Below are 19436 nucleotides of genomic sequence, written 5' to 3' on the forward strand. Positions count from 1 at the left end.
GGAATGCAAGGTGAAGGCGTGCTGTCCAGCGGGCTGTCCCTGGCCGAGCTGGGCGGGCGCATCCGCGCCGAGCGGCGCGGGCGCGGGTTGTCCGTCGAGCGCCTGGCCGAGCTGAGCGGCATCAGCCGGAGCATGGTCTCCGACGTCGAGCGCGGCGCCAAGTCGCCGACCGTGCTGGTGCTCGACCGCCTGGCCACGGCCCTCGGCACGTCGATCTCCCGGCTCCTCGACGAACCGGCCCGCGAGGACGTGCGCGTGCTGCGGCACGACCGGCAGCGGGTGCTGCGCGACCCGTCGGGCTGGGAACGGCGGGTGTTGTCGCCGGTGCTGGCCGAGGTGGAGTTCGAGTTCATGCGGACCACGATCGGCCCCGGCGTGGACGCGGGCGAGTTCGCCCCGCACGCCAAGGGCTCGCGCGAGTACCTCGCCGTCGAACGCGGCACGCTGCGCCTGACGATCGACGACCGGCCGTACGAGCTGGCGGCCGGCGACTCGGCCGCCTACCCCGGCGACCACCGCCACGCCTTCGCCAACGACGGGACCGCCGACTGCGTCTTCTACCTGGCCATGGAGCTGGGTGGCGGCGGCCACCACGAGACCTGGAGGGATTCCCCGCATGGATGAGCTGCGCCGCGCCGGCGTCAGGGCTGCCGAGATCGCGGCCGCCCATCTGGAGGGCGTCCCGGCCGGGCCGGTGTGGCGGCCGGTGCCCGCCGCCGAGCGCGCCTGGCTGGGCGAGCTGCCGCTGCCCGACGCCGGGCGTCCGCTCGACGCGCTGCTCGACGACGTGAGCGCCCATGTGCTGCCGTACCCGATGGGCAACGGGCACCCGCGCTTCTTCGGCTGGGTGAACTCGCCGCCCTCCCCCGCGGGGGTGGTGGTCGAGCCGCTGGCCGCCGCGCTCAACCCGAGCTGCGCGGGCGGCGACCACGCGGGCCCGCTGCTGGAGCGCACGGTGGTGCGCTGGCTGGCCGAGCTGGTCGGCTTCCCGCACCCGCCCGGCGGGGGCCTGCTGACCAGCGGCGCGTCGATGGCCACGATCGTCTGCCTGGCCACGGCCCGGCAGCAGGCCGCGCTCGCCGACGGCTGGGACGCCCGCGAGGAGGGCCTGCACGGCCGCCCGCCCATGGTCCTGTACGTCACCGAGGAGGGCCACAGCTGCCTGCACAAGGCGGCCCAGCTGCTCGGCCTCGGCGCCCGGAACGTCCGCAAGGTGCCGGTGGACGCCACCTTCCGCATGGACGTCGGCGCGCTGCGCACGATGATCGCCGACGACCTGGCGGCGGGCCTGCGGCCGTTCTGCGTGGCGGGCAGCGCGGGCACCGTCAACTCCGGTGCGGTCGATCCGCTCGACGCCATCGCCGACGTGGCCGCCGAGCACGGGCTCTGGTTCCACGTGGACGGCGCCTACGGCGCGCTCGGCGTGCTCGACGCGCGTTCGGCGCCCGCCTACGCGGGGCTGGACCGGGCCGACTCGCTGGCCCTCGACCCGCACAAGTGGCTCGGCGTCCCGGTCGGCTGCGGCTGCGCGCTGCTGCGCGACCCGGCCGCCGCGCGGGCCGCCTTCAGCCTGGTGCCGTCGTACCTGATCGACGACAACGCCGACGACCTGGGCTGGTTCGCCGAGTACGGGCCCGAGCAGACCCGCCCGTTCCGGGCGCTGAAGACCTGGGCGACGCTGTCGTACCTGGGCAGGGAGGGCGTCACGCGCCTGGTCGAGCACACCGCCGGGCTGGCGCGCACGCTGGCCGCCATGGTCGAGCAGGCCCCGGACTTCGAGCTGCTCGCGCCGGTCGCCACCTCCATCACGGCCTTCCGCCACACGCCCGCGACGGGCGAACCCGGCGAACCCGGCGGGCTCGACGCGCTCAACCGGGCCCTGCCGGGCGCGGTCCAGGCGCGCGGCAACGCCTTCCTCACCGGCACCCGCCTCGGCGGCCGGGACGCGCTGCGCGCCTGCTTCCTGCATCCCGACACCACCGAGGACGACCTGGCGATCCTGCTGGAGGAGATCCGCCTGGCGGCGAAGACGCTCTGAGGCCCGGTAAAGGGCTCCTCCACGGACGTACCGGACACGCATGGCCGGACGCCGGGATCCGACAAAGCCCTGTGAGCGCTCCCCCGGCCCGGGTAGTAAGCGGCCGGGACGTGAGCAATCAGGAGGATCCCATGGCAGAGACCGTGGCAGACGTGATGACTTCGCACCCGGCGACGGTCGAGTGCGACCAGCCGGTGTCGGCCGCCGCGGCGCTCATGCGCGACAACGACGCGGGCGCGGTGATCGTCAACGAGAACGGGCGCATGAAGGGCATCGTCACCGACCGGGACATCACGATCCGGGTGGTGGCCGACGAGCGGGGGCCGGAGACGCCGGTCAGGGAGGCGTGCAGCCCGTCGGTCGAGGCGGTCGGGCCCGACACGAGCATCGACCAGGCCGTGCAGATCATGCGCTCGCACGCCGTGCGCCGCCTTCCGGTCGTCGAGGACGGCCGTCCCGTCGGCATCGTGAGCCTGGGCGACCTGGCGGTGGAGCGCGACCCGGACTCCGCGCTCGCCGACATCTCGGCCGCGGAGGGCAACCGCTAACGTGGCTGTGTGATCACCGTCGAGGACGTCCGGCGCTTCGCGCGCACCCTGCCGCGCTCGTCCGAGCACCTGATCCGGGACCGGGTCAAGTTCCGCGTGGGAAAGATCGTCTACGTGGCGTTCTCGCGGGACGAGACGCTGATGGGCTTCGGGTTCCCCAAGGAGGAACGCGAGGCCCTGGTCGCGGCCGAGCCGGACAAGTTCCTCATGCCCGGCGAGTCCGACCTGCGCTTCAACTGGGTGGTCGCCCGCATGGACGCCCTCGACGTGGCGGAGATGCGCGAGCTGGTGCTGGAGGCGTGGCGCATGTGCGTCCCGAAGAAGGTCCGCCTGGAACAGCAACTCCGGACCGGCTCCTGAGCCGTCCCGCCGCGGCTACGACACCGAGCGGTGGAGGGCCGCGGTCAGGTCGGTGACGCGTTTGACCGAGCCGCTCCACGCGCTGCCCGCCGGGTGCGCGGTGAGCACCGCCATGACCAGGCGGTCGCCGGCGCCGGCCAGGCCCGTCGTGTGCAGCACGGGCCGGCCGTAGTCGGGCACGCCCGAGCCGGTGGCGCGCTGCGCGATCCACGAGACGGGCGCGGCCAGGGCCTTGGGGTCGCACTTGCCGGGCGGCGTCGTGCCGAAGCCCGACCAGCCCTGCTTGACCGCCCACGGCCTCGGCACCGCGCGCGGGATGCCGAAGGTCTGGTCGAAGCCGTCGGTGCCGCACGGCGTGGCGGCGCGCAGGTGGCCGAGGATGATGTCGCGCACCCGGGCGTCGGCGGTGTCGAGCAGGTAGCGGTAGGTCCGGACGACGTCGTACGCGCTGAGCGAGGTGTAGCCCCAGAAGCCGGGCTTGGACGCGGGCGGCGGGGTGGTGTCGGACAGCCCGAGCCGGCGGGCGGTCCGGACGATGATCTGCCCCTTGCCGTCGCGGTCCCAGAACGCCGAGGCGGCGTCGTCGTCGCTGGAGCGCAACATGATCTTCAGCAGCCGGGCGTCGGCCGGCGGCACGCTCTTGCGCCGCTCCAGGTAGTCGATCGCGATGAGGATCTTGACGACCGACGCCGAGCGGAACTTGCGGTGGGCGTTCCGGACGGCGACGATCCTGCCCGCCTTCCTGTCGAACACCACCCAGGCCGCCGTGGTGCCCGGGGGCACCTGGATCGGGCGGGCGACGGCGGCGTGGGCGGGCGTGGCCAGGGCCACGACGGGGACGACCGCCGCCGCGGCGGCCAGGGGCTTCATTCGCACCCGCCTATAACTACCAGATTGTGTCGTCCACCCCTTGACCGTCCAACGAAAGCGGGTATAAACACAGGAGAAACCAAACAGAAACGGCGGTGAACCAACATCATGTACGCCGAGGAGCGGCAGCAGGAGATCCTCCGCAGAGCGCGGGACGCGGGCCGCGTCGACGTGGTGCGGCTGGCCGCCGAGCTCGACGTGACCACCGAGACGATCCGCCGCGACCTGACCGCGCTGGAGCGGGCGGGCGTGCTGCGCCGGGTGCACGGCGGCGCGATCCCCGTGGAACGCCTGGGGTTCGAGCCCGCGCTGGCCGCCCGCGACGAGGTGATGACCGCGGAGAAGGAGCGCATCGCCAAGGCGGCCCTGGCCGAGCTGCCCGAGGACGGCTCGGTCATCATCGACGCCGGCACCACCACCGGCCGCCTGGTCCAGGCGCTGCCCGCCGACCGCGAGCTCACCGTGATCGTCAACTCGCCGCCGCTGGCCACCGTCCTGGCATCGCGGGCCAACCTCCAGGTGATCGTGCTGGGCGGGCGGCTGCGCGGCAAGACGCTGGCCACGGTCGACGACTGGGCGCTGCGCCCGCTGGCCCACCTCAACGTCGACGTCGCGTTCATGGGCGCCAACGGCTGCTCGCCCGACCGGGGCCTGACCACGCCCGACCCGGCCGAGGCGGCGATCAAGCGGGCCATGGTCCGGGCCGCGCAGCGCAGCGTGCTGCTGGCCGACCACACCAAGTTCGGCAACACCTACCTGGCCACGTTCGCCGAGCTGGGCGAGATCGACGTGGTGATCACCGACGCCGGGATCGACCCGGCGCTGGCCGCCGACGTCGCCGCGGCCGGGCCGGAGGTGATCCGGGCGTGATCCTCACGTTGACGCTCAACCCGAGCCTCGACCGCACGATCGAGATCGCCGCCCTGGCCAGGGGCGCGGTGATCCGGGCCGCGCGGGCCCGGCTCGACCCGGGCGGCAAGGGCGTCAACGTCTCGCGGGCGCTGCTGGCCAACGGCGTCGCCGCCCGCGCCGTGCTGCCCTTCGCCGGGGACGAGGGCGCGCAGCTCGTCCGCCTGCTGGCCGCCGAGGGCCTGGACATGGTCACCGTCCCCGTGGCGGGCACGACCCGGTCCAACGTCGCGCTCGCCGAGCCCGACGGCACCGTCACCAAGATCAACGAGCCGGGGCCCGCGTTGTCGGCGGCCGAGCTGGACACGATCGCCGAGACCGTGCTGGCCGCGGCGCGGGAGGCCGACTGGGTGGTGGCCTCGGGCAGCCTGCCGCCCGGGGCGCCCGCCGACGTCTACGCCCGGCTGTGCCGCCGATTCGCCGCCGCGGGCCTGCGCGTCGCCGTGGACACCAGCGGCCCGGCCCTGGCCCGTGCGCTGGAGGCCGGTCCGGCGCTGGTCAAGCCGAACCTCGACGAGCTGGCCGCGGTGACCGGCCGGCCGTTGTGCCGGGTCGGCGACGTGGTCGAGGCGGCGGCCGGGCTGCGCGCCGCGGGCGCCCGCACGGTGCTGGCCAGCCTCGGGGCCGACGGCGCCGTCCTCGTCCAGGACGACGGCGTCTGGTACGGCGAGGCCGCGGTCACCGGGCCGCGCAGCTCCGTCGGGGCCGGCGACGCCATGCTGGCCGGGTTCCTGGCCGCGGGCGGGCACGGCGTCCCCGCCCTGGCCGAGGCGCTGGCCTGGGGCGCGGCGGCGGTCCGGCTGCCCGGCAGCAGGATGCCCGGCCCCGCCGACATCGACCGCGCCGGGGTGCGCACGGGAGCCCCCGACCCGGCCCGCCCGCTCACCGTCCCGCACGCGCCGCCCGTCCCGGAGCCGGTCGCCCCCGCACCGCACGGCTGATCCACTGCTCATCCCCCCGAAGGAGCACGTCCATGGCCGACAGTTACACCCCTCCGGTCTACGGCACCGGAGTCAAGGCCACCATCCAGCGTCTAGGCGGCCATCTGGCCGGGATGATCATGCCGAACATCGGCGCGTTCATCGCCTGGGGCCTGATCACCGCGTTGTTCATCCCCACCGGCTGGCTGCCGGACAAGGAGCTGGCCGCGCTGGTCGACCCGGTCATCAAGTCCCTGCTGCCGATCCTCATCGCCTACACCGGCGGCCGCATGGTCCACGGGCAGCGCGGCGCGGTCGTCGGCGCGGTGGCGGCGATGGGCGTGGTCGTGGGCTCGGACATCCCGATGTTCCTCGGCGCGATGATCGTCGGCCCGCTCGCCGCAGTGATCCTGAAATATGTGGACAAGTTCACTGAGCAGCGGACCCGGGCCGGGTTCGAGATGCTGGTGGACAACTTCACCGCCGGCATCGTGGGCGCCGCGATGGCCGTGGCCGGGGTGCTGGGCATCGGGCCGGTCGTCCGGGTCGTCACCGATGCGGCGGGCCAGGCGGTCGAATGGCTGATCACCAACAACCTGCTGCCGGTGGCCTCGTTGCTGATCGAGCCGGCCAAGGTGCTGTTCCTGAACAACGCGGTCAACCACGGCGTGCTCGGGCCGCTGGGGGTGGCCGAGGCGGTGCGGCAGGGCAGGTCGATCCTGTTCATGCTGGAGTCGAACCCCGGCCCCGGGCTCGGGCTGCTGGTGGCGTACCTGCTGTTCGGGCCGCGTCCGCTGCGGCCAAGCACGCCCGCCGCGATGATCATCCACTTCTTCGGCGGCATCCACGAGATCTACTTCCCGTACGTGCTGATGAAGCCGCGGCTCATCCTGGCCGTCATCGCGGGCGGGGCGGCCGGCGTGTTCACCTTCATGATCACCGGCGCGGGCCTGGTCGCCACGCCGTCCCCCGGCAGCATCTTCGCCTACCTCGCGGTGACGCCGCGCGGCGGCTGGCTCGGCTCGATCGCCGGGATCGCGGTGGCCGCGGCCGTCTCGTTCGCCGTCGCCGCCGTGCTGCTGGGCTTCGGCCGGGGCGAGAAGGAGCCGGAGCCGGACGCCCCCGGCCCGCAGGACGCCGTCGCGGACCCGCCGGCGCCCGAACCCGCGAGCCCCGAGACCGCGACTTCCGAGCCCGCGAGCCCCGAACCCGCCGGCACCCGACCCGTCAGGACCGAACCCGTCAGCAAGGAGGCGTGAGCCGTGGCCGGCATCGACAGCAAGGACATCCACAAGATCGTCGTGGCCTGCGACGCGGGCATGGGCAGCAGCGTCATGCTCGCCTCCCAGCTCCGCAAGCAGCTCAAGGAGAGCGGCGTCACCGTCGAGCACACGCCGGTGAGCTCCATCCCCGCCGACGCCGACGTCGTCGTGTGCCACTCCGGGCTGGCCGCCCGGGCCAGGGCCGCCGCGCCGGGCAAGGCGCTGGTGTCCTTCCAGGTCTTCCTCGGCGACCCGGCGGTGACCGCGCTGGTGAACACCATCAGGAACGGCGGCGCCGTCGATGCGTGAGGACCTGCTCGACGCGCGGGCGATCCTGCTGCACGAGAGCGCGGCCTCGCGCGAGGAGGCCGTCCGCCGGTGCGGGCGGGTGCTGGTGGAGGTGGGGGCGGTCGCGGAGCCGTACGTCGAGGCGATGCTCGAACGCGAGCGCACGATCTCCACCTACGTCGGCGAGGGGGTGGCCGTCCCGCACGGCACGGCCGCCTCCAAGCGGGACGTCACGCGCGACGCGATCTGCGTCGTGCGCTTCCCCGGCGGGATCGACTGGGACGGCGAGCGCGTCACGCTGTGCGTGGGCATCGCCGCGGCCGGCGACGGGCACGTGCCGCTGCTGGCGGCGCTGGCCGAGATCCTGCTCGACCCCGAACGGGCCAGGACGTTGCGCGAGGCGACGGAGCCGGGCCAGGTGCTGAAGGAGCTGACGTGAAGGTAGCCAGGTTCCACGCCCCGGGCGACCTCAGGATCGAGGACGCGCCGGAGCCGCAGGCCGGGCCGGGCGAGCTGAAGATCCGGGTGCGCAACTGCTCGACCTGCGGCACCGACGCCAAGATCTTCCGGTACGGCCACCACCACATCAGGCCGCCGCGCGTGATCGGCCACGAGATCGCCGGCGAGGTCGTGGGCACCGGGGCGCGGGTGCAGGTGATCGCCGCCATCCCGTGCGGGACGTGCCCGGAGTGCCGCCGGGGCCGCCTGACCGTCTGCCCGCGTCAGGAGTCGATGGGCTACCACTACGACGGCGGCTTCGCCGAGTACGTGGTCGTCCCGGCCAAGGTGCTGGCGGTGAACGGGGTCAACACCGTTCCGGACGGCGTCGGGTTCGCCGAGGCGTCGGTGGCCGAGCCGCTGGCCTGCGTGCTCAACGGCCAGTCGCTGGCCGGGGTGGGGCCGGGCGACGACGTCGTGGTGATGGGCGCGGGACCGATCGGCTGCCTGCACGTACGGCTGGCGCGGGCGCGCGGCGCGTCCCGGGTCTTCCTCGTGGACGTCAACGCCGACCGGCTGGCCATGGCGGCCGCGCTGGTGCGTCCGGACGCGGTGATCGACTCCGACGCCGTCGGGCAGGTGCTCAAGCTGACCGGCGGCCGCGGCGCCGACGTCGTGATCACCGCGGCGGCCTCCGGCGCGGCCCAGGAGCAGGCGGTCCGGATGGCCGCCCGGCAGGGGCGCGTGAGCTTCTTCGGCGGCCTGCCGAAGGACGACCCGGTCATCGCCCTCGACGCCAACCTGGTCCACTACCGGGAGCTGACCATCGTGGGCGCGAACGGCTCCAGCCCCGCGCACAACGCCGAGGCCCTGCGCCTGGTGGCCGAGGGCGCCGTCGTGGTGTCCGACCTGATCACCCACCGGCTGCCGCTGCCCCGGGTGCTCGACGGGATCGACCTCGTCAGCACGGGCAGAGCGATCAAGGTGACGATAGAACCCTGAAGGAGGTTGGCGATGGCGAGTCGAACGGTGGCCGTGGCCTCGGCCGGCGGCCTGCACGCGCGTCCGGCGAAGGTGTTCGTGCGGGAGGCGGCCCGGCTCGGGGTGCCGGTGCGGGTGCGGCTGGGCGAGAAGTCGGTGCCGGCCGGCAGCATGCTGGGGGTGTTGTCGCTGGGCGCGGTGCGGGGCACGGTGGTGACGCTGGAGGCCGAGGGCGCGGGGGCCGAGGAGGCGCTCGACGCGCTGGCCGCCCTGCTCACCCGCGACCTCGACGCCGTCCCCGCGCCCGGCGCGGCTGAAACTGCGGCCGGTGAGGCGCTCGATGCCTGAGGCGGCGCTGAAGGGCGTGGGGGTCAGCCAGGGCCGCACCGCCGGGCCCGTGGTGCGGATGGCGGCGCCGCCCGTGCTGCCCGCGCCCCGCCGGGTCACCGACCCCGGCGCCGAGGCGGCCGCCGTCGCGAAGGCCCTCGACGCCCTCGCCGCCGACCTGGAACGCCGCGCCGCCCACGCCGGCGCCGAAGGGGCCGAGATCCTGGAGGCGCTGGCCATGATGGCCGCCGACCCGCAGCTGCGCGAGCAGGCCGAGGCGCACGTGCGCGACGACGGCCTGGACGCCCCCCACGCCCTGGACGCCGCCTTCTCCGCGCACCGGGAGGCCCTGGCCGCGCTCGGCGGCTACCTCGCCGAGCGGGCCGCCGACCTCGACGACCTCAGGTCCCGCGCGGTGGCCGCCGCCCTGGGCCTGCCCATGCCGGGCGTGCCCGACCCCGGCCATCCGTTCGTGCTGGTGGCCGCGGACCTGGCGCCAGCCGACACCGCCGGTCTGGGCCCGCGGGTGCTGGCGCTGGTGACCGAGCGCGGCGGGCCCACCAGCCACACCGCGATCCTGGCCCGCGGCCGCGGCCTGCCCACCGTGGTGGCCTGCGCCGGGGTCATGGACGTCCCCGACGGGACGGTGATCGGCGTGGACGGCGTCACCGGCGAGGTCACGGTCGGCCTCACCGGCGCTGAGGCGGAGGGCGTACGGGAGTCCGACCGGCGCGACCGGGAGCGGCTGGCCGCCGGCGCCGGGCCCGGCAGGACCGCCGACGGCCACCCGGTGAGGCTGCTGCACAACATCGGCTCGGCCGCGGACCTGCGGCCGGGCGCGGAGGGCGTGGGCCTGTTCCGCACCGAGTTCCTGTTCCTCGGCCGCAGGCTGCCGCCCTCCCACGAGGAGCAGGTCGCCGCCTACGCGGAGGTGTTCGCCGGGGGCGGGCCGGTGACCGTGCGCACGCTCGACGCCGGCACCGACAAGCCGCTGCCCTTCCTCGGCCTGCCGGCCGAGCCCAACCCGGCGCTGGGCGTGCGCGGCCTGCGCGTCGACCGCGTGCTGCCCGGCGTCCTGGACGCCCAGCTCGACGCCATCGCCGAGGCCGCCCGCGCCACGGGCGCCGACGTGCGGGTGATGGCCCCGATGGTGACCACCGCGCGCGAGGCGGCCGACTTCGCCCGCCGCGTGCGCGCCCGCGGCATCGCCCGCGCGGGCGTGATGGTCGAGGTGCCAGCCGCCGCACTCCAGGCCGACGAGCTGCTGGCCGAGGTGGACTTCCTCAGCGTCGGCACCAACGACCTGGCCCAGTACACCTTCGCCGCCGACCGGCAGCATCCCGGCCTGTCCGACCTGCTCGACCCGGCCCAGCCCGCCCTGCTGCGGCTGGTCGGCATGTGCGCCGAGGCCGGGCTGCGGGCGGGCAAGCCGGTCGGGGTGTGCGGCGAGGCCGCCGGCGACCCGGCGGTCGCGCCGCTGCTGGTGGGGCTCGGGGTGTCCAGCCTGTCGATGGCCCCGGTGTGCGTGCCCGTCGTCCGCGAGGCGCTGGCGGCCCTCACCCTGCAGGAGTGCCGCGAGCGCGCCCGGCTGCCGCGGCGCTGACCGGTCAGCCGACCGGCTCGGGGTTGTGGGCCCTGAGCCGGAGCCGGTCGTCCTCGACGTCCACGGTGACCTTGCCGCCCTCGGCCACCTCGCCGGTCAGCAGCATCGTGGACAGGCGGTTGTCCAGTTCCCGCTGCACGGTGCGGCGCAGCGGGCGGGCGCCGAACTCGGGCTGGTAGCCGCGCCGGGCCAGCCAGTCCTTGGCCTCGTCGCTGACCTCCAGGGTGACGTCCTGGCCGCGCAGCCGCTGCCGGGTGCGGTCCAGCAGCAGGTCCACGATCTGGCGCAGCTGCTCGCGTTCCAGCCGCTTGAAGACGATCACCTCGTCGATGCGGTTGAGCAGTTCGGGGCGCAGGGAGTGGCGCAGCAGGTCCATGAGCTCGTCCTGCAGGCGCGGGGTGTCGCCCTCGGCGTCCAGGATGAGCTGGGCGCCGATGTTGCTGGTCATGATGACGATGGTGTTGGTGAAGTCGACCGTGCGGCCCTGGCCGTCGGTCAGGCGGCCGTCGTCGAGCATCTGGAGCAGGATGTTCATGACGTCGGGGTGGGCCTTCTCGATCTCGTCGAGCAGGACGACGCCGTGCGGGCGGCGGCGGACGGCCTCGGTGAGCTGGCCGGCCTCCTCGTAGCCGACGTACCCGGGAGGCGCGCCGATCAGGCGGGAGACGGTGTGCCGCTCCTGGAACTCGCTCATGTCGATGCGCACCATGTGGTCCTCGCCGCCGAACAGCGCGGCGGCCAGCGCCCTGGCCAGCTCGGTCTTGCCGACGCCGGTCGGGCCGAGGAACAGGAAGCTGCCGATGGGCCGGCCGGGGTCCGACAGGCCCGCTCGGGCGCGGCGGACGGCCTCGGCGATGGCGGTGACGGCCTCGTCCTGGCCGATGACCCGCTCGTGCAGGTGCTCCTCCAGCCGCATCAGCCGCTCGCGCTCCTGCTCGGTGAGCTGGGTGACGGGAATGCCGGTACGCCGGGAGACGACCTCGGCGATGTCCTCCACCATGACCTGCGGGACGCTGTCGTGCCCCTGCCGGGCGCGGTCCAGCTCGGGACGGAGCTTGTCGATCTGGACGGTGAGCTCCTTGGCCCGGTCGAAGTCGTCGGAGGTGACCGCCTGGTCCTTGTCGCGGCGCAGCGCGTCGAGGCGTTCCTCCAGCTCGCGCACGTCGCTGGCGGGGGTGCGCGAGCGCAGCCGGACCCGGGCCGAGGACTGGTCCATCAGGTCGATGGCCTTGTCGGGCAGGAACCGGTCGGGGATGTAGCGGGCCGAGAGGTTGGCGGCGGCGTCCAGGGCCTCGTCGGTGATGCGGACCTGGTGGTGGGCCTCGTACGCGTCGCGCAGCCCGGCCAGGATCTCGACCGTCTGCTCGACGGTGGGCTCGCTGACCAGGATGGGCTGGAAACGGCGTTCGAGCGCGGCGTCCTTCTCGATGTTCTTGCGGTACTCGTCGATGGTGGTGGCGGCGATGACGTGCAGCTCGCCGCGGGCCAGGGCGGGCTTGAGGATGTTGGCCGCGTCCATGCCGCCCTCGGCCGAGCCGGCGCCGACCAGGGTGTGCACCTCGTCGATGAAGACGATGGTCTCGTCGGCGTGCGCGCGCACCTCGTCGATGACCTTCTTGATGCGCTCCTCGAACTCGCCCCGGTACTTCGACCCGGCGACCATGCCGGTCAGGTCGAGCGCGACGACGCGGCGGTCCTTGAGCGTGTCGGGCACGCTGCCGTTGACGATGCGCTGGGCGATGCCCTCGACGATGGCGGTCTTGCCGACGCCTGGCTCGCCGATCAGGCACGGGTTGTTCTTGGTGCGCCGCGAGAGCACCTCGATGGCCTGCTCGATCTCGTCCTCGCGGCCGACGACCGGGTCGATCCTGCCCTGCCTGGCCTCCTCGGTCAGGTCGCGGCCGTACTCGTCGAGCGCGGGCGTGTCGGTGGGCCGCCGTCCGTCGCCGTGCTGCTGGCGGGACGCGCCGGACATGATGGCCTGCTGCAGCTCGTTGGCCGAGACGCCCTGCTCCTGGAGCAGGCGGGCGGCCCCGGAGTCGGGGTTGGCGGCCAGGGCGAGCAGCAGGTGCTCGGGGCCGATGTAGGAGGACTGGAGGGCGCGGGAGATGCGCTGGGCGTCCAGGACGGCGCGCTTGGCCGCCGGGGTGAGCGTGGTGGGCTGCTCGGTTCCGGTGCCGGGTCCGGCCAGGGCGTCGATGCGGTCGCGCAGCCTGCCGAGGTCGACGCCCGCCGCCTGCATCAGCGGGCGGGTGGCGTCGGACTCGGTCAGCGCGTCGAGGACGTCCAGGACGTCCATGTCCTGCGCGCCGCGCTGCCCGGCGACCTCCAGGGCCCGGCTGAGCACCTCCCTGGCCGAGGCGCTGAGGAGCTTGCCCACGTCGACCCGCTGCACGCTGGGACGGGACGGCGGCCAGCCCTCCATCCCGCCGAACACCCGCCCGGTGAGCTCCTCGAACCCCCTGAACGGATCTCCTCCGAAGAACGACCTGAACGGCATGTCGGACATTTGATCTCCCCCTAGTGCATCAGGGGGACATCTAGCCGAAGAAGCCGCAAGTCATAGCCAGCAATCGGCAAAGGGGACGCATTACTCGGTGGCTATGAGGTCGATCACGGGGGTGTCGCCCGAGACGAGCTCCAGCGTGCGATGCGCGGTGCCCGGGTTCTCCAGCAGCGCCATGACGACGGCGGCCACGTCGTCACGCGGCACCGAGCCGGGCGGCACCTGCGGGGCCAGCCGGACCAGGCCCGTGCCGGGCTCGTCGGTCAGGCGGCCGGGGCGCAGGATCGTCCAGGCCAGGCCGTCGCGGGCGCGCAGGTCGTCCTCGGCGGCGGTCTTGGCCTCGATGTAGGCGGCCCAGACCGCGTCGCTGCCCGGCGCGGGCGGGCGGCCCGCGCCCATGGAGGAGATCTGGATGAACCGCCGCACACCCGCCCGCTCGGCGGCGTCGGCCATCAGGACGGACGCGGCCCGGTCGACGGTGTCCTTGCGGGCCGCGCCGCTGCCCGGGCCGGCGCCGGCCGCGAAGATCACGGCGTCGGCGTCGCGCAGGATCTCCGTCACCTCGTCGGCGGTGGCCTTCTCCAGGTCGCACAGCACGGCCGCGGCCCCGGTGGCCTCGACGTCGGCCACGTGCGCGGGGTTGCGCACCAGGCCGACGGCGCCGGACCTGAGCCGCTCGGCCAGCCGCAGCGCGATCTTGCCGTGCCCACCCGCGATGATGATCCGCATGCCCCCATGGTGTCATGGACGTCATGAACGACTTCCCGCAGGCCCCCACGCCCGCGTTCCTGTTCGACCTCGACGGCACCCTGATCGACAGCGTCTACCAGCACGTCATCGCCTGGCGGCAGGCGCTGTCCGGGATGGGGATCGACCTGTCGGTGTGGCGCATCCACCGGCGCATCGGCATGAGCGGCGGCCTGTTCGTCAGCGCGCTGCTGCGCGAGACCGGCCTGAAGCTGACCCAGGAGCAGATCGACCAGCTCCAGGTGCACCACGCCGAGGCGTACGAGCAGCAGGTGGACTCGGTCAAGCCGCTGCCCGGCGCGGCCGAGCTGCTCGGCGAGCTGACCGCGCGCGGCGTGCCGTGGGCCATCGCCACCAGCGGCTACGCCCGTACGGCCCGGCTCGCGCTGGGCATGCTCGGCCTGCCGGAGGACACCCCGATGGTCACCCGCGACCAGGTGCGGCGGGCCAAGCCGGACCCGGATCTGTTCCTGGCCGGTGCGGCGCTCGTCCAGGTGGACCCGCTGCATGCGATGGTGGTGGGCGACAGCGTCTGGGATCTGCTGGCCGCCCGCCGGGCGGGCGCGCTCGGCATCGGGCTGCTGTCCGGTGGATATGGCAGGGACGAGCTCGAACGTGCCGGCGCCTTCCGCGTGTACGCCGATCCGGCGGACATGCTCGACAGGCTGGACGAGCTCGGCGTGCGCTCCCCGTCCTGAGCGAGGGGGGAATATCTCGCCGAACCTCCCAGCTTGATCGTGCGTATCCCCCACAGAGGAGCATTGAGATGGACTTGGCAGACATCGGCGTCACCGGCCTGGCCACCATGGGGCGCAACCTGGCCAGGAACCTGGCCAGGCACGGGTACGCCGTCGCTGTGCACAACCGCACGACGGCCCGCACCCAGCAGCTGGTCAGGGAGTTCGGCGGGGAGGGCACGTTCGTGCCGGCCGAGGAGCTGGCCGCTTTCGTGGCGTCGCTGAAGCGGCCGCGCCGGGCGATCATCATGGTGAAGGCCGGTCCCGGCACCGACGCGGTGATCGACCAGCTGGCCGAGCTGATGGAGCCGGGCGACATGATCGTCGACGGTGGCAACGCGCATTTCCAGGACACCCGGCGGCGTGAGGCGGCGCTGCGCGAGCGCGGCATCCATTTCGTCGGCACCGGCATCTCCGGCGGCGAGGAGGGCGCGCTGCTCGGCCCGAGCATCATGCCGGGCGGCTCGAAGGAGTCGTGGGAGGCGCTGGGCCCGATCCTGCAGGACATCTCCGCCAAGGTGGACGGGGTGCCGTGCGCGGTGCACGTCGGCCCCGACGGCGCCGGGCACTTCGTGAAGATGGTCCACAACGGCATCGAGTACTCGGACATGCAGCTCATCGCCGAGTCCTACGACCTGCTGCGCCAGGCCCTGGGGGCGACGCCGGCCGAGCTGGCCGAGGTGTTCAGGGAGTGGAACCGGGGCGACCTGGACTCGTACCTGATCGAGATCACCGCCGAGGTGCTGGAGCAGGTCGACGCGGCCACGGGCAAGCCGTTCGTGGACGTCGTGGTGGACCAGGCCGAGCAGAAGGGCACCGGCCGCTGGACCGTGCAGAGCGCCCTCGACCTGGGCGTGCCGGTGACCGGGATCGCCGAGGCGGTCTTCGCCCGCGCGCTGTCGGGCCACCCCGAGCAGCGCGCCGCCGCCGCCTCGCTGGAGGGCCCCAAGCTGTCCGGCGTCGGCGGCCGCGAGCTGATCGAGGACGTGCGCCAGGCCCTGTACGCGTCCAAGATCGTCGCCTACGCGCAGGGCTTCGACCAGATCGCCGCCGCCTCCAAGGAGTACGGCTGGGACGTCGACCCGGGCGCCATGGCCACCATCTGGCGCGGCGGCTGCATCATCAGGGCCAAGTTCCTCGACCGCATCCGCGCCGCCTACGACGCCGACCGGCAGCTTCCGACGCTGCTGGCCGACCCGACCTTCGCCGCCGCGCTCAACGCCGCGCAGGAGGCGTGGCGGCGCGTGGTGACCACGGCCGTGCGGATCGGCGTCCCGACGCCGGGCTTCTCCTCCGCGCTGGCCTACTACGACGGGCTGCGCCGCGACCGCCTGCCGGCCGCGCTGGTGCAGGGGTTGCGCGACTACTTCGGCGCGCACACCTACCACCGGGTGGACCGGGAGGGCGCCTTCCACACCGACTGGTCGGGCGACCGCGCCGAGCACCCCGCCTGACCGCCCGCCGGGGCTCGGCGGACGGTCAGCGGCCGGTCAGCGCGACCGGGTTGGCCACCGCCGTGACCACGCAGAACCCGATCGGGCCGGCCGCGTCGTGCAGGGTGACCTGGCCGGTCGCGACGCCGTCGGCGCTGAGGTGGCCGGTGGCCTCGACGCCGATCAGCTCGCCCTCGGGCAGCCGGGCGAGCGTCAGCGTGTAGTCGGCGTTGATGAAGCTGACGCCCGCCGAGCCGACGTTGGCCAGCGGGCTGGCGAAGTCGGCGGCCAGGGCGGCGCGGGTGAGCGGCGTCAGCGGCTCGTCGTCCACCAGCGGGTGCGTCTCCCGCAGCCAGACCCGGTCGCGCCCGCCCTGTCCCCAATCGGTCAGCCGCCACAGGTCGAACGGCGGCTTCCAGCCGTGCCCCTCGGCCGGGTCGCCGGCGGGCGGCGGCTCGTCCCAGGCGGGCGTGTGCGGCAGCCGGCCGGCGGGCTGCTCGCCCTTCCGGAGCAGCACGGCCGAGGCCCGGCCGATCACGCCCTGTTCGGTGGAGAGCACGGCGTCGGCGACCCGGATCCGCCGTCCGTCCCTGACCAGGGTGGTCTCCACCGTGACCGGCAGCATGGGACTGTTGCGGAACAGGTCGACGGTCAGCCTGGCGAAGTGCAGGCCGGGCTCGCCGTGCCGCTCCTCCAGGGCGCTCGCCGCCAGGCCGCCGAGCAGACGGCCGTGGAGCATGTCGGGGGACCAGGGGCTGCGCGCGTGCGGGGCGGGCACGAACTCGCCCTCCTTGCGCGTGAAGAACGCTGACGTCGCCATCACCGAATCATATTCTGGAAGCGAGCAGCCGCCGTCCCAGCGCGTGCAGATGTTCCTTCAGCTCGGCCGGTTCGAGCACCTCGAAGTCGAGGTCGAGAAAGGCCACGGCCACGGCCATCAGGCGCAGGTCGTCGCCGCGCATGGTGAGCACGCAGGCGGTCTCGTCCACCGGCTCGACCTCGCCGCCGATGCGGCCGGCCAGCCGTCCGGCCGGGGCGTGGATCAGGAAGCGGGCCTGCACCGGCCACATCTGGTGACCGAGCCGGTGCCGCACCCAGGCGGCGACGTCGGCCTCCGGCGGCTCGCGCGGGGCGAAGCGCGGGCCGTTGGGCGTGCGCACCTCGATCCGGTCGGCCCGGTACGTGCGCCAGTCGCGGCGGTCGACGTCCCAGCCGACCAGGTACCAGCGGCTGCCCTTGCTGACCAGGCTGTGCGGCTCGGCCCTGCGCAGCGTGACGGCGCCCTCGTGATCGGTGTAGTCGAAGCGCAGCTGCTCGCGGTCGCGGCAGGCGGCGGTGATGCGGGTCAGCAGCTCGGGGTCGACCGTCGGGCCCTGGCCGCCGACGCGCACGGTGTGCGTCTGCAGGGCGTTGACGCGCTGCCGCAGGCGGGCGGGCAGCACCTGTTCCAGCTTGGCCAGGGCGCGCAGCGAGGTCTCCTCGATGCCGGTCACCGTGCCGCCGGCGGCCGTGCGCAGGCCGACCGCGACCGCGACGGCCTCCTCGTCGTCGAGCAGCAGCGGCGGCAGCTCGGCGCCGGGGCCGAGCCGGTAGCCGCCGGCCACCCCCGGCGTGGAGCCCACCGGGTAGCCGAGGCTGCGCAGCCGGTCGATGTCGCGGCGCAGCGTGCGCGGGGCCACGCCGAGCCGTTGCGACAGCTCCGCGCCGGGCCACTCGCGCCGGGTCTGCAGGAGCGAGAGCAGGCGCAGGAGCCGCGCCGAGGTGTCGAGCACGGGTCCATTGTGGCCCGATCCTGGCCGCAATGCTGCCTAGCGTGGGCGGCATGAACCGATTCGTCATCGACATCCCGCAGTCCGCGCTCGACGACCTGCGGGCGCGGCTGGACCGTACGCGCTGGCCGGACGCCCTGGAAGGGGTCGGCTGGTCGTACGGCGTGCCGCCCGAGGCCGTGCGCGAGCTGGCCGCGTACTGGCTGGACGGCTACGACTGGCGGGCGCACGAGGCGCGGCTCAACGAGCTGCCGCAGTACACCACCGAGATCGACGGCCAGCGCGTGCACTTCGCCCACGTGCGCTCGCCGCGTCCGGGCGCGCTGCCGCTGCTGCTGACGCACGGCTGGCCGAGCACGTTCGCCGACTTCTCCCGGGTGGCCGAGGCGCTCGGCCGCGATTTCCACCTCGTCATCCCGTCCGTGCCCGGGTTCGCCTTCTCCGGCCCCACCACCGAGACCGGCTGGGGCGTGCGCCGGGTCGCCGCCGCCTGGATCGAGCTCATGGACCGCCTCGGCTACGACCGGTACGGCCTGCAGGGCGGCGACTTCGGCTCGCTCGTCTCGCCCGCCCTGGCCCGGATGGCCCCCGACCGGGTGACGGGCGTGCACCTGAACGCGCTCACGGCGTTCGTCTCCGACGACCTGTCCGGCCTGACCGAGGCCGAGACCGAACGCGCGCGGCGGATCGAGCGCTGGCAGCGCGAGTTCTCCGGGTACGCCGCCGTCCAGGGAACCAGGCCGCAGACCCTCGCCTACGCCCTGGCCGACTCGCCGGCCGGCCAGCTCGCCTGGCACCTGGACGCCTTCGCGAGCTGGGGCCAGGACCCCGGCGGCGTCGCCCCCGACGACATCCTGACCAACGTCACCATCACCTGGCTGACCGGCACCGCCGGCTCCTCCGCCCGCCTGTACCGCGAGAGCGGCGGCGACTGGGAGCCGCCCGCCGAGCCCGGCAGGACGCCGACGGCCGTGGCCGTCTTCCCCGGCGACAGCACGGTCCGCCGCTACGCCGAGCGCTCCCACAACGTGGTGCGCTGGTCGGAGCCGCCGCGCGGCGGCCACTACGCCGCCCTGCAGGCCCCCGACCTGCTGGCCGAGGACGTCAGGTCGTTCTTCACCGAGCTCTAGCCGCGCTCTGGCCGTGCTCTGGCCGTGCTCTAGCCGCGCTCTGGCCGTGCTCTGGCCGTGCTCTAGCCGCGCTCTGGCCGTGCTCTGGCCGTGCTCTGGCCGCGCTGTGGTGACCTTGCTCTAGCCGGGCATCACGCAGAACGGGTGGCCCTCGGGGTCGAGCAGCACCGTCCAGTCGTCGCCGCCCGGCTGGTGGCCGGGCAGGGTGGCGCCCAGGGCGACCAGCGCCCGCCTGGCCTCCTCGACGTCGGGGACGGTCAGGTCGAGGTGCACGTGCTTGCCGTCGTTGGGCCAGCCCGGGCCCCGGTAGCCGTCGATCCGCTGGAAGGCCAGCGGCACGGGGCCGCCGGTGACGGTGGCGTAGCCGGGGTCGGAGTCGCCGACCTGCCAGCCGGTCGCCTTGGCGTAGAAGGCCGCCAGGGCGACGGGGTCGGCGCAGTCGAAAACTATGGAGGACATCACTGTTGTCATGCCCCCACCCTGCCGCTGACCCCGTCGGAGGTCTTGAACATCCTTGCACCCCACCGCCGCCCCGGCCCTACCCCTGAACCCACCCCTCGCCGCACCCCG

Annotated in this window: 21 protein-coding genes; 15 read left to right on the top strand and 6 right to left on the bottom strand. The window is 74.2% G+C overall.

The annotated features are described in order from the left end of the window. Positions 1–3: 3 nt before the first annotated feature. The 4 genes from AB0J76_RS23500 (at position 4) to AB0J76_RS23515 (ending at position 2946) form a co-directional block, all read left to right on the top strand. Entirely contained in the window at positions 4–624 is a 621-nt protein-coding gene (locus AB0J76_RS23500) for an XRE family transcriptional regulator (protein ID WP_352325230.1), read from the top strand. After that, positions 617–2038 (top strand): aminotransferase class V-fold PLP-dependent enzyme, encoded by a 1422-nt coding sequence (locus AB0J76_RS23505; protein ID WP_352325228.1) that lies wholly within the window; start codon positions 617–619, stop codon positions 2036–2038. Before AB0J76_RS23500 ends, AB0J76_RS23505 begins: the two co-directional genes overlap by 8 nt. Before the next feature lie 131 nt (positions 2039–2169). Continuing rightward, positions 2170–2586 (top strand): CBS domain-containing protein, encoded by a 417-nt coding sequence (locus AB0J76_RS23510; RefSeq protein WP_352325227.1) that lies wholly within the window; start codon positions 2170–2172, stop codon positions 2584–2586. Positions 2587–2595: 9 nt separating this feature from the next. Beyond that, complete coding sequence (locus AB0J76_RS23515) at positions 2596–2946, top strand: MmcQ/YjbR family DNA-binding protein (protein WP_352325226.1); 351 nt, start codon at positions 2596–2598, stop codon at positions 2944–2946. 15 nt (positions 2947–2961) lie between these two features. Here the strand turns inward: AB0J76_RS23515 and AB0J76_RS23520 are convergent, their stop codons facing one another. Further along, positions 2962–3816: a hypothetical protein gene (locus AB0J76_RS23520; RefSeq protein WP_352325247.1), complete on the bottom strand. Its 855-nt coding sequence runs from the start codon at positions 3814–3816 to the stop codon at positions 2962–2964. 108 nt (positions 3817–3924) lie between these two features. On the opposite strand from AB0J76_RS23520, the gene AB0J76_RS23525 reads away from it, so the two are divergent. From AB0J76_RS23525 to ptsP, 8 genes are read left to right on the top strand one after another with little or no spacing between them, the layout of a single operon-like run. Next, the gene (locus AB0J76_RS23525; protein ID WP_352329377.1) at positions 3925–4686 is read left to right on the top strand and encodes a DeoR/GlpR family DNA-binding transcription regulator; all 762 of its coding nucleotides are present in this window, start codon (positions 3925–3927) and stop codon (positions 4684–4686) included. Beyond that, positions 4683–5666 (top strand): 1-phosphofructokinase, encoded by a 984-nt coding sequence (pfkB, locus tag AB0J76_RS23530; RefSeq protein ID WP_352329379.1) that lies wholly within the window; start codon positions 4683–4685, stop codon positions 5664–5666. Before AB0J76_RS23525 ends, pfkB begins: the two co-directional genes overlap by 4 nt. A 32-nt stretch (positions 5667–5698) precedes the next feature. After that, positions 5699–6904 carry a PTS mannitol transporter subunit IICB gene (locus tag AB0J76_RS23535; protein ID WP_352329381.1) on the top strand — a complete coding sequence of 402 codons (1206 nt, stop codon included), beginning with the start codon at positions 5699–5701 and terminating at the stop codon, positions 6902–6904. Between the two features lie 3 nt (positions 6905–6907). Next, positions 6908–7216 carry a PTS lactose transporter subunit IIB gene (locus AB0J76_RS23540; protein WP_352329383.1) on the top strand — a complete coding sequence of 103 codons (309 nt, stop codon included), beginning with the start codon at positions 6908–6910 and terminating at the stop codon, positions 7214–7216. Further along, complete coding sequence (locus tag AB0J76_RS23545; protein WP_352329385.1) at positions 7209–7634, top strand: PTS sugar transporter subunit IIA; 426 nt, start codon at positions 7209–7211, stop codon at positions 7632–7634. The genes AB0J76_RS23540 and AB0J76_RS23545 overlap by 8 nt, the downstream gene beginning before the upstream one ends. Further along, positions 7631–8635, top strand: a complete 1005-nt coding sequence (locus tag AB0J76_RS23550) for a zinc-dependent dehydrogenase (protein WP_352329386.1) — start codon at positions 7631–7633, stop codon at positions 8633–8635. Before AB0J76_RS23545 ends, AB0J76_RS23550 begins: the two co-directional genes overlap by 4 nt. A gap of 12 nt (positions 8636–8647) precedes the next feature. Then, positions 8648–8962, top strand: a complete 315-nt coding sequence (locus tag AB0J76_RS23555; RefSeq protein WP_352329388.1) for an HPr family phosphocarrier protein — start codon at positions 8648–8650, stop codon at positions 8960–8962. Next, positions 8943–10544: a phosphoenolpyruvate--protein phosphotransferase gene (ptsP, locus tag AB0J76_RS23560; RefSeq protein WP_364390448.1), complete on the top strand. Its 1602-nt coding sequence runs from the start codon at positions 8943–8945 to the stop codon at positions 10542–10544. The genes AB0J76_RS23555 and ptsP overlap by 20 nt, the downstream gene beginning before the upstream one ends. A gap of 4 nt (positions 10545–10548) precedes the next feature. Here the strand turns inward: ptsP and AB0J76_RS23565 are convergent, their stop codons facing one another. Next, the gene (locus AB0J76_RS23565; protein WP_352329254.1) at positions 10549–13053 is read right to left on the bottom strand and encodes an ATP-dependent Clp protease ATP-binding subunit; all 2505 of its coding nucleotides are present in this window, start codon (positions 13051–13053) and stop codon (positions 10549–10551) included. An 81-nt stretch (positions 13054–13134) separates the two neighbouring features. After that, positions 13135–13779 carry an SDR family oxidoreductase gene (locus AB0J76_RS23570; protein WP_352329252.1) on the bottom strand — a complete coding sequence of 215 codons (645 nt, stop codon included), beginning with the start codon at positions 13777–13779 and terminating at the stop codon, positions 13135–13137. Positions 13780–13802: 23 nt separating this feature from the next. Between AB0J76_RS23570 and AB0J76_RS23575 the strand changes: the two genes are divergently transcribed. Beyond that, a complete protein-coding gene (locus AB0J76_RS23575) occupies positions 13803–14495 on the top strand; it encodes an HAD family hydrolase (protein WP_352329256.1) in 693 nt (230 codons plus the stop codon). 68 nt (positions 14496–14563) lie between these two features. Next, positions 14564–15988 carry an NADP-dependent phosphogluconate dehydrogenase gene (gene gndA, locus AB0J76_RS23580; RefSeq protein ID WP_352329250.1) on the top strand — a complete coding sequence of 475 codons (1425 nt, stop codon included), beginning with the start codon at positions 14564–14566 and terminating at the stop codon, positions 15986–15988. A gap of 25 nt (positions 15989–16013) precedes the next feature. On the opposite strand, the gene AB0J76_RS23585 is transcribed toward gndA, so the two are convergent. Together AB0J76_RS23585 and AB0J76_RS23590 are read right to left on the bottom strand one after the other, a co-directional pair. Next, a complete protein-coding gene (locus AB0J76_RS23585; protein ID WP_352329248.1) occupies positions 16014–16787 on the bottom strand; it encodes a thioesterase family protein in 774 nt (257 codons plus the stop codon). 7 nt (positions 16788–16794) lie between these two features. Then, positions 16795–17739, bottom strand: coding sequence for a YafY family protein (locus AB0J76_RS23590; protein WP_364390451.1), 945 nt, complete (start codon positions 17737–17739; stop codon positions 16795–16797). 50 nt (positions 17740–17789) lie between these two features. Here AB0J76_RS23590 and AB0J76_RS23595 point away from each other — a divergent pair, with 50 nt between their 5' ends. After that, complete coding sequence (locus AB0J76_RS23595) at positions 17790–18866, top strand: epoxide hydrolase family protein (RefSeq protein ID WP_352325361.1); 1077 nt, start codon at positions 17790–17792, stop codon at positions 18864–18866. A 120-nt stretch (positions 18867–18986) separates the two neighbouring features. Here the strand turns inward: AB0J76_RS23595 and AB0J76_RS23600 are convergent, their stop codons facing one another. Beyond that, the gene (locus AB0J76_RS23600) at positions 18987–19337 is read right to left on the bottom strand and encodes a VOC family protein (protein ID WP_352325359.1); all 351 of its coding nucleotides are present in this window, start codon (positions 19335–19337) and stop codon (positions 18987–18989) included. Between the last annotated feature and the right edge of the window lie 99 nt (positions 19338–19436).

Origin of the sequence: Nonomuraea sp. NPDC049624, assembly GCF_040675255.1 — a bacterium.
Classification (GTDB): Bacteria; Actinomycetota; Actinomycetes; order Streptosporangiales; family Streptosporangiaceae; genus Nonomuraea.